Here is a 7,557-nt window from a genome sequence, read left to right as displayed (position 1 = left end):
CGCCGCCGGTACGGCGCCGGGCGGCGTCCGCGACCGGATTGCCGGAGGCGGGGGCCTGCTGCCCTGCCACCGTCGGGCCGGTCGTGGGCCGCTGCCCTGCCGCTCCCGGGCCGGTTGTGGACCGCTGCCCGGCAGCCCCCCGAAGACTCGTCGGCTCTCGCCCGGGCTCTGCCCCCTGCCCCTGCCCCTGCCCATGCCCCTGCCCGGGCCCCTGCCGCTCGTCGGCTGTCGACGTCGATGTCGGTGCCGCTGTCCGGGCCGCCGCCGTCGGCGCTCGTGTCGTCTCCGGGGACGGCTGGTTCAGTTGCTCCCTGGTCAGGTACGGGCGGGGCTCGACCTTCCAGGAAGGGGCGTCGGGGTCCACCTCGCGGCGGACGACGCGTTCCATGAGCGTGGCCATCTCGACCGGGCCGATGCCGCCGGGGACGGGGGTGAGGTGCTGTGGGATGTCGTAGGCCGCCCGCTGGACGTCACCTTTCACGGTGCCGTCCGCCTGCGGTACGAACCCGGAGTCGACGACGAGCCGGTGATGGGGACGGAGATGGTCGGGGCCGAGGATGCCGGGGTTGCCGGTGACGGAGACGACGATGTCGGCGTCGCGTACCCGCCGGAGGTCGTCTCCGGCGTCGAGTTCCATGAGCCGGTGGCCCTGTGCGCGCAGGGTGGTGACGACGCCCTGCCCGACGAACCCCTTGCTGCCCACGACCGCGATCAGCGGGTCGTCCCGGGCGAACGGTTCCACGACCCGGCAGATGCCCTCGGCCGTGGCGCACGCGGTGTACGGGGAGCGGCCCTTGGTGAGCGCGTCGATGTCCTTGGCGGGGTCCATCCGCTGTACGAGCGGCTGGAGATGGGCCGGCGGCGGGAACTGCACGATGATCGCCCGGGTCGCGGGGTCCCGGTTGGCGCGCTCCAGTGCTTCGGCGAACTGCGCACGCGTGGTGCCCGGCGGCATCACCACATGGTCCGCCCGGAAGCCCAGGTGTTCGAAGCTCTTCACCTTCTGCTCGGCGGAGACCTTCGACGCCTCCAGCTTCACCTTCCACTCCGCCGGATCGTTCTCCGCGGGCCGGAAGCGGATGATCGCCACCCGCTGTCCCGTCGGGGCCACGGCGTCCCGGTAGGGGGCGTACAACTCCTTGGCCTGGCGCAGTACGTCACGCCCCGACACATGGTCGGTCATCCGCGGCTCACCCCCGTGTCGCTTCGTGGTCGATCCGGGCGAGCACCCGGCCGACCGGTTCGAGCTCGTGGCCGAGGAGTTCCTCCACGTCGTGGGCGGTGAACGTCCGGTCGCCCGACAGGTCGTCGGTGTGCCCGTCCGGGCCCGGCGTGAGGGTGATCAGGGTGAAGGACTCCGGTCCGGTCGGGTCGTGGTACGAGAACGCGCCGAAGTGGGCGATCCAGAAGACCTCGGCCGGCTCCGAGCCGAACGCCCGGCGCAGGGCGGGCAGTACGGCGTCGGCGACGCTGCCGAAGTCGTCGGTGATGCCCCGGTCGTCGGGGTTGCTCGCCAGCTCGGACACGACCGCGACCGCCCGACCGGTGACGGTCGAGTGCACCGCCCGCACCAGGGTGTGCGCCCGGCCCGCCCGGCGGTGGCGCCAGTCGACGACGTCCTCGAAGTACCGGAGGGTCGAGTTGTCCATGGTTGTCTCTCCTGTCGGCCGCGGACGACGATTTTCGAGTTTCGATCCGTTTCCGCTGGTGGCCGCCTTGTGATCGGCTGCGCGTCGGTCAAGGGTAGGGGGGCCACCCGGCCGGGGCCCCGTCCGCCCACGTACCCGTCGGCTCAGGTCTCCGTCCCGTACGGCTCCACGGCCGGTGGTTGCTTCGCGCGGTGGGCGCCCGCCTTGCAGCCCGCGAACGGGCCGACGGGGGAGCGGAGTTCGGCCAGGACGGGGCCGAGGTGGTCGCGGTGCCACACGGCCGGGCCCGACGCGCCCGCCATGGGGTCGGTGAGTTCCTGCCAGGCCAGCCACAGGGCGTGCAGACGCGCCACCGCCTCCAGGTGCTCCCACCAGCGCGGGCACCAGGGCTGCTGCGAGGTGACCTCGCGGCCGTAGACCGGCAGGAGCAGGTCCCCGACCCACACGGCCAGAGCGTGCATCTCCTCCGCGTACTCGGCGCCGTCGAGGTAGAGGATGAACGGCGGGGCGGCGGGGAGCGGCCGTTCCGGGCCGTGCTGTTCGACGATGGTGGTCATCGGGTGCTCTCCTCGTAGGGCTTCTGCGTCACCTGCGGGGACACGCGCGGCCTCATCGGACGATCCCCTCCGCCGCCCTCGCCGTGATGGCCTTGACCTCGGCACGGGCGGCGAGGGCGATGCGGTCGGCGCCGGGTTCGGCGTACCAGGGGCGCAGGCGGACCAGGGCGGGCCTGACGCCGGTGGCGAGGAGAAGGGCGGTGCCCTTGGGGAGGGCGCGGATGCGGTCGGCGGGAAGGATGCGTTCGAGGCGGTACGACGTGGAGCGGGAACGCCCGTCCCTGCCGCGGGAGTAGCTCACCGTCGACACGTCGTGCTCGCCGACCAGCCGTGAGACCTTCTCGACGAAGTCCGCGTCGTCGAGGCCCGCGCCGAGCAGCTTGATGGTGGCGGCGCTCCACAGCGCGTCCATCCCGGCCTCGCCCCACACCCGCGCGCCCTGGCGGTAACTCTGCAGCAGGGTCACGACGTTGATGCCGCGCGAGCCGAAGTGGGAGTAGAGGTCGGGCAGGTCGGAGATACGGCAGACGTTGGCGGCCTCGTCCAGCACGGCCGTCATCGGCGGGTCCAGGCGCCCGCCCATCCGCTCGGCCGCCACGACTCCGGCGCGCAGTACGGAGTCCGCGCACGCGGCGATGACACCGGCCGCCGAGCCGCCGCCGTCCTTGGAGAGCAGATAGAGCGTGTCCGACGACAGAGCGTGCCGCTCGGGCAGGAACTGCGGCAGGTCCGGGTCCCGGCTCACCCAGGCCGCGATCGTCGGATCGAGCAGGCACGCCACGCACTGGCGGGCCGTCTCGTAGATGCCGTCCCGGGTCTCGACCGCGCCCTGGACTGTGCCCTGGAGCTGGTCGGCGAGGGCCGCCATGCCCGCGTCGCGGAGCAGGTCGACCGGCGTACGGTCGGCCGGGTCCGCCAGCCAGGCCAGTACCTCGTCCACCTGCCGCCTGCCCCGGTTGGCCGCGTGGAACAGGGCGGTGAGCGTGTTCTGGGCCGCCGAGATCCAGAAGTCGCGCTTCGACGCGTCGTCGTTGACCGCGCCGACGAAGTGGCCGGCGAGGCGGCGGGCGCCCTCGATGGTGGCCGCGTCGGCGAGCATGTCCCACCACAGGCCGCGCGCCGTGTGCGCGATGCCCTGCGGGTCGAACGTCCAGACCGTGCCCGCCCGTTCGCGCTCCGCGCGGGTCACGCTGTACACGTCCGCCTTGTTCGAGGTCAGCAGCACACTGCCGCGGGCCCGCAGGACTCGCGGGACGGCGATGCCGGTGGACTTGCCGGCCCTCGGGGCCATCAGGTCCAGCTCCACGTCCTCGTAGCTGCTGCGGAGTTCGGGGCCGCCGGGTTCCAGGTCGCCGAGGAGGTTGCCCGTGTCGTCCGGCGGGAGCCTGCCCGACTTCGCCAGGGACGGGCGGAGCTGGCGGGCCCTGGCGGTGGCGCCCTTCGGGAGGAGGCCGGAGAGTTCGCGTCGGCCGGCCAGACCGGTGGGCCTGCGGCCCCGGCGGCGGACGAGTACGACCGGGGTGACGAGCAGGGCGAGGGTGGCGCCGAAGACCGTGCCCGTGCCGGTGGCGACCGCGCCGGGTGACGTCGTCGGCCAGACGGCTGTCGGGCCGTCCGTGACGAGGGTCTTCATCGTGGCCAGGGTGAAGGGGGGTGGGGCCCAGCCGGCGCCGGTGAGGGCTGCGGCCAGGGTGCCGCCGAGCCAGGCGCCGAGGAAGAGGGTGCCGATGAGCAGGGCGGCGCCGGGGATGATCCAGGGCAGCAGGTCGTCGCCGGTGGTGTGCTGTTGCTTGCGTGCGGCCATTCGATGTCCCCCGTCAGCTGATGGATGTTCTCTCGCCCCCGCCGCCCCTACCCGTCCCATCCCCCAAGGGCGGTGTCCCTTCGACCCCCTTGGGCGGCGCCTCATGGCTCGGGGGTGCGGGTGCGTCGGCGGGTGCGGGTCGGTGGGGCTTCTCGCGCAGTTCCCCGCGCCCCTGAAGACGAAAAGCACGGGGCGCAGCCCCTGCTTTTCGAGGGGCGCGGGGAACTGCGCGAGCAACCACACACCACCCGCACCCGCCGACGCATCCGCACCCCCGAACTCATGGGCGCCCGGTCTTCGAAAGCGTCGGCTTCGGTGTCCACCTCGTGTTCGTGTTGTGCAACTCCCTCTCCGTGTCCGTGATCGACACCTTGATCGGGATCCCCGGCCGTCCGCCCACCTTGATCAGGAAGCGCCCACGGCCCGGCGGTTCCTCGTTGCCGCCCGTGCTGGCCCAGCCGGGCGGGGACGACCAGGACGACACGAGGTCGATCTCGCGCTCCGACAGGCCGACGATCTCGCCGAGTTCCTTCATCTCCGAACGGGGGAGGCCGGCGCACACGACCATCCCGGCCCGCTCCACGAAGCCGCGCGCCTTCGCCCGGTCGGCCGCGCTGCCCAGCGCCTCCGCGTCCTTCAGGGTGTGCGTGATCTTCGCGTCGCCGAGGCCGAGGGAGCGGTTGAGGCGGGTGAGCGCGTCGATGCGTTCGACGATGCCGGAGGCGGCCCGCAGGGGGCGCCAGAGTTCGTCGAGGACCGTGAAGAACCAGCGCTGCGGGGCCAGGCCCGCGTCCGCGAGGGCGTGGGCCGCCGCGACCGTGCCGAGGCCGTCCGACCACGCCGCCAGCATCGCCGCGGCCGTGAGCTGCGTGTCCGCCTCACCGATGCGGGAGATGTCGACGCAGACGGCGGGCGCGGCCGGGTTGATGCGGGTGGAGGTCTCGGAGGCGAAGGTGCCGCCCAGCGGGCCGTCCAGGACGCCCAGCAGTGAGCGGTGCAGCGGGTCCACCGCCTCCTGGTAGCGCGCCACATCGCCGCGGTCCAGGGTGACCGCGCGGACCCGGTCCGGGCCCTCGTCCAGCACCTTCAGCAGATCGGGCAGCAGAGGGGCACGCCCCGGCTTCGCGCGTTCCGTCAGATGGTGCAGGCACGCGGACAGCACCGACTGCTCGTGGTCGTCCATCGGGCGGCCCCGGACGATGGTGATGAGCGCCGCGACCATGTTCAGCACACGGCCGTGCGCCTCCGCCGCCAGGATCCGGCCCCGCTCACCGCCGATCCGGAGCGCCGCCTCGCCCATCGCACCGGGGTCGAGGACGTTGATGCCGCCCACCCCGCGCCCGATGGAGATCACCTGGCCGCCGAGCGCCCGTACGGTGTCGGCGTAGTCCGGCTTGAGGTCGCCGAGGACCAGCGGGGTGACACCGGTCGCGCACATGCCGATCAGCATCCGGTTGACCAGCGTGGACTTGCCGAGGCCCGGCATGCCGAGCATGAAGAGGGACGGGTTGGAGATGTAACGGGCCCGGGTGAACCAGGAGATGGGGTCGCCGCAGACCGTGGCACCCGTGTGCAGGTGCTGGCCCAGCGGCACCCCGGTCATGGGGGCGCCGGAGCCCGCCGCGAAGGGCCACAGGCCGCACGCCTGGACCGTCGTCGCCCGCCACAGGGCGGGCGGGTCGACATGACCGACCTGTCCGCCGCCGGGGCCGAACCACCCACGTGGGGGCGCGGTCCGAGGACGTACAGCAGCGCGCTTGCTCACAGCGCCTCCCTGATCTGGTACGGAACGAGGGTGTGCTCCCACGGCAGCAGGCCGACGGGGAGTGTGCAGGTGAACGCCGAGGCCTGCATACGGTCGGCGGGGCGCATCAGGACACGGGAGGACGCCTGGAGGTTGCGTACGGTGATCGCCGCGTCCGGCAGCTGCTCCTCGCTGTCCACGGTGACCGTCAGCATCATCGAGAACTCCACGAGCCCGGCGCCCGCCGCCTCCTCGGCCGCGGTCTGCTCCGCCGCCTGCATCTCGGAACTGGCCCGCGCCTGGACCAGCCCCCGCTTCGAGCCCGCCATGAAGTGCGCGGTGCGCCGGTCGGCCTCGACGATGCGGGCGGAGGTCGCCGGGTCGATCGGGCGGTAGACCAGCGAGACCCGCTTGCGGCGCGTGCCCGACGCGGGCTCCAGCAGGCCCCGCAGCACGCTCGACCGGACCGTGCCGCGCGGCGCCAGCGTCAGCATCCACGTCCGCGAGACACCCGAGTCGTGCTTGTACGCCTGCACCGACTCCACGGCGGCCGCCGGACCCGCGTCCGCCCAGTCCAGGCCGGTCGTGGAGTGCTCGGCCCGCGCGCTCAGCACATCGGGGGCGACGGCGGGGTCGTACGCCACCCGCACGACCTCGGCGAGCCGCTCGGCGGACAGTGGATAGGCGGAGCCGCCGCCGGCCGCGACCAGGCCCGACAGCAGGCCGGGCAGCCGCATCGACAGGTCGGTGATGACGTCCTGGACGTCCCGCTTGGGGCCGCCGGTGGGGCCGTAGGTGAGGGCGATGTACGTGTGCATCTCGGAGGAGGCGGAGGGGTAGCGCGCGACGACCTCCTCCATGACCGCGCGGGCCGCGGCCGGGGCGTCCGGCGCGATGCGCGGCAGGACCTCGGCCGCCAGCCGTGTCCCGGTGTCCGGCGCGGTCTCCACGACGACCTGGGCGCCGCGCAGGCCGGGCTCGTGCGAGAGCCGGGCGAGCCAGTCGCCCCACGACGCCACCCAGATGTCGACCTGCTCGGGGTCGACCAGAGAACCGCCGTCCGGCTCGCAGGCCAGGACCACCGTGGAGAGGTTGCGGCCGGGGTGGTGGAGGACGCCGAAGGCGCGGTTGTAGGCGTCGTGGCCCTCGTACATCCTGGTGCGGGCGAGCAGGCCCGGCGGGTGGTAGCGGCCGCCGGGGCGCTTGGAGAGCGGGCCGGAGACGTAGGTGGTCGAGCCGTTCGCCTTGCGCCTGAGCCAACCGATACGCACCGCGGCCACCTGATAGATGTTGCGGCCGTCCACCGTGCGCAGCGCGAGCGGGGCGAGGAAGAGGCCGAGGGGGATGAGGACGAGGATCGCGGCCGTCAGCGAGACCAGCGAGGCGAGCAGTGCGACCAGGAGTCCGCCGAAGGCTACGACGGTGCCGAGCAGGCCCAGCGGGCCGAGGCCGGGACGGCGGGGTCTGCGCCAGTTTCCGTAGGTGGGACGCGTGAGGGCGTCGGTGGACATGGGGTTCCTTCTTCCGGCTGTAGTTCGCTGGGTTCTGAGTGCCTACGAGCTCGGGTGGTTCTGAGCGATGGCGGCTGCGGGTCGGTCGTGGTTGCTCGCGCCCACGCGGCGGAGCCGCGAGTTGATACAGCCCCGCGCCCCTGGGGAAAGGGCCTGTGGCGCCCTTTTCCCTGGGGCTGGGGCTACTGGTTGTGGCCCTTCATCCCGTCGTTGTCGTCGAGGGAGCCGGCGACCTCGGACGCCGCCTGCATGCCCGTCTGTACGACGACCGCGGCGGCCTGGACCGCGAAGG

At 73.2% G+C, this 7,557-nt stretch carries 6 protein-coding genes; all 6 read right to left on the bottom strand.

Annotated features, from left to right (window positions below; genetic code table 11):
- Window positions 1–1,183: tetrahydrofolate dehydrogenase/cyclohydrolase catalytic domain-containing protein (locus AWZ10_RS47495; RefSeq protein WP_060890949.1), on the bottom strand; the 1,183-nt coding region annotated here is incomplete at its 3' end.
- A 7-nt stretch (window positions 1,184–1,190) separates the two neighbouring features.
- Window positions 1,191–1,649 (bottom strand): hypothetical protein, encoded by a 459-nt coding sequence (locus AWZ10_RS10720; protein ID WP_046703969.1) that lies wholly within the window; start codon window positions 1,647–1,649, stop codon window positions 1,191–1,193.
- 143 nt (window positions 1,650–1,792) lie between these two features.
- Entirely contained in the window at window positions 1,793–2,206 is a 414-nt protein-coding gene (locus AWZ10_RS10715) for a DUF4913 domain-containing protein (protein ID WP_046703968.1), read from the bottom strand.
- 52 nt (window positions 2,207–2,258) lie between these two features.
- Window positions 2,259–4,010 carry a type IV secretory system conjugative DNA transfer family protein gene (locus AWZ10_RS10710; RefSeq protein ID WP_060890948.1) on the bottom strand — a complete coding sequence of 584 codons (1,752 nt, stop codon included), beginning with the start codon at window positions 4,008–4,010 and terminating at the stop codon, window positions 2,259–2,261.
- Window positions 4,011–4,290: 280 nt separating this feature from the next.
- The gene (locus AWZ10_RS10705) at window positions 4,291–5,775 is read right to left on the bottom strand and encodes an ATP/GTP-binding protein (RefSeq protein WP_234361096.1); all 1,485 of its coding nucleotides are present in this window, start codon (window positions 5,773–5,775) and stop codon (window positions 4,291–4,293) included.
- On the bottom strand, window positions 5,772–7,265 hold the full coding sequence (locus tag AWZ10_RS10700) for an SCO6880 family protein (RefSeq protein WP_060890947.1): 1,494 nt from the start codon (window positions 7,263–7,265) through the stop codon (window positions 5,772–5,774). Before AWZ10_RS10700 ends, AWZ10_RS10705 begins: the two co-directional genes overlap by 4 nt.
- Window positions 7,266–7,557 lie beyond the last annotated feature (292 nt).

The sequence above is a fragment of the Streptomyces europaeiscabiei genome (genome assembly GCF_001550375.1).
Classification (GTDB): Bacteria; Actinomycetota; Actinomycetes; order Streptomycetales; family Streptomycetaceae; genus Streptomyces; species Streptomyces europaeiscabiei.
Note: the sequence above shows the minus strand (reverse complement) of the source record. Positions and strands in the feature narration are given on the sequence as shown.

Bases quoted from the DNA above. Each gene is read 5' to 3' on its own strand.
- AWZ10_RS10720 (WP_046703969.1), bottom strand. From the start codon at position 1,649: ATGGACAACTCGACCCTCCGGTACTTCGAGGACGTCGTCGACTGGCGC.
- AWZ10_RS10715 (WP_046703968.1), bottom strand. From the start codon at position 2,206: ATGACCACCATCGTCGAACAGCACGGCCCGGAACGGCCGCTCCCCGCC.
- AWZ10_RS10710 (WP_060890948.1), bottom strand. From the start codon at position 4,010: ATGGCCGCACGCAAGCAACAGCACACCACCGGCGACGACCTGCTGCCC.
- AWZ10_RS10700 (WP_060890947.1), bottom strand. From the start codon at position 7,265: ATGTCCACCGACGCCCTCACGCGTCCCACCTACGGAAACTGGCGCAGA.